This is a genomic window from Herpetosiphonaceae bacterium (assembly GCA_036374795.1).
Classification (GTDB): domain Bacteria; phylum Chloroflexota; class Chloroflexia; order Chloroflexales; family Kallotenuaceae; genus LB3-1.
The window spans coordinates 1-1,016 of record DASUTC010000209.1 but is presented as its reverse complement, the minus strand read 5'-3'; the positions used below and the strand labels follow the sequence as shown (position 1 = coordinate 1,016).

Below are 1,016 nucleotides of genomic sequence, written 5' to 3'. Positions count from 1 at the left end.
CGTGGCGCTCGGCAAGCCCATGCAGCACCACGCGTTTATAGCGGCACGAGTGCCGAGGCAAGGCTGCGCGTCCCGCGGGTCCTCCGGCGCGGTCATTCGACGCCGTACCGGCCTGCTCGGCCCGGCGCTGGCCCAGTCTTGCCAAAACCGGTAAGAGCACTGACGTTAGCAGCGTTGCCCTGGAGCCGGCAACCTGCTCCACGATCGGCTTGGCGCTGGATGTGAAGCATGTCCAAAATCCAACCTTTCCAAAGAGCTGGACCAGCATGCTAAGGAGTAGCTCTGTCTTTGCCCCTTGGCAACCCCGGGCGTAACGTGGAGCGAGAAATTCATCCGAAGGTCGAGAGCCGCGATTGACACGGCCGCTGACGCCGCCTTTCCGATGACGGATTAGTGCCGTGCTGCGCAGCCTGTTTCGTCGCACGCCGGAGGATCTGAGCGCCACGCCTGCGGTCGCGGGCCAGCCGGCGCGCGTGCCGCCCGGGGTCTGCGTGTACGCAGTGGGCGACATCCACGGGCGCGCCGATCTGCTCGCGCAGATGCATCGTCTGATCGCCGAGGACGCGGCAGCGCTCACGCCGGGCACCGGCAAGCTGGTCGTGTATCTCGGGGACTACGTCGACCGCGGCCTGGAGAGCCGGCGCGTCCTCGATCTCCTGATCAACGACCCCCTGGAAGACTTCCAGGCCGTCCATCTGCTCGGCAATCACGACGCCTGGCTGCTCAGCTTTCTGGTCGATCCGGCGATCGGGCCGATCTGGCTGCGCTACGGCGGAGACGCCACAATTCACAGCTATGGCGTGCAGTTCGGCATGCCCCAGGACGATCCCCGCTTCTATGGGCAGCTGCAAGCCCATCTGCGCCAGCGGATCCCGCGCAGGCACGTGGAGTTCCTGCAGAGCCTAGAGCTGAGCTTCGAAAGTGGCGACTATCTGTTCGTGCACGCCGGCGTCGATCCGGCGCTTCCGCTGGATCAGCAGACGGCCGATGATCTGCTGTGGATCCGCGAGCCGTTC

At 65.6% G+C, this 1,016-nt stretch carries 1 protein-coding gene; it reads left to right on the top strand.

The annotated features are described in order from the left end of the window. Window positions 1-398: 398 nt before the first annotated feature. Window positions 399-1,016 (top strand): metallophosphoesterase (locus VFZ66_15675; protein HEX6290629.1); only part of this gene is annotated, 618 nt, incomplete at its 3' end.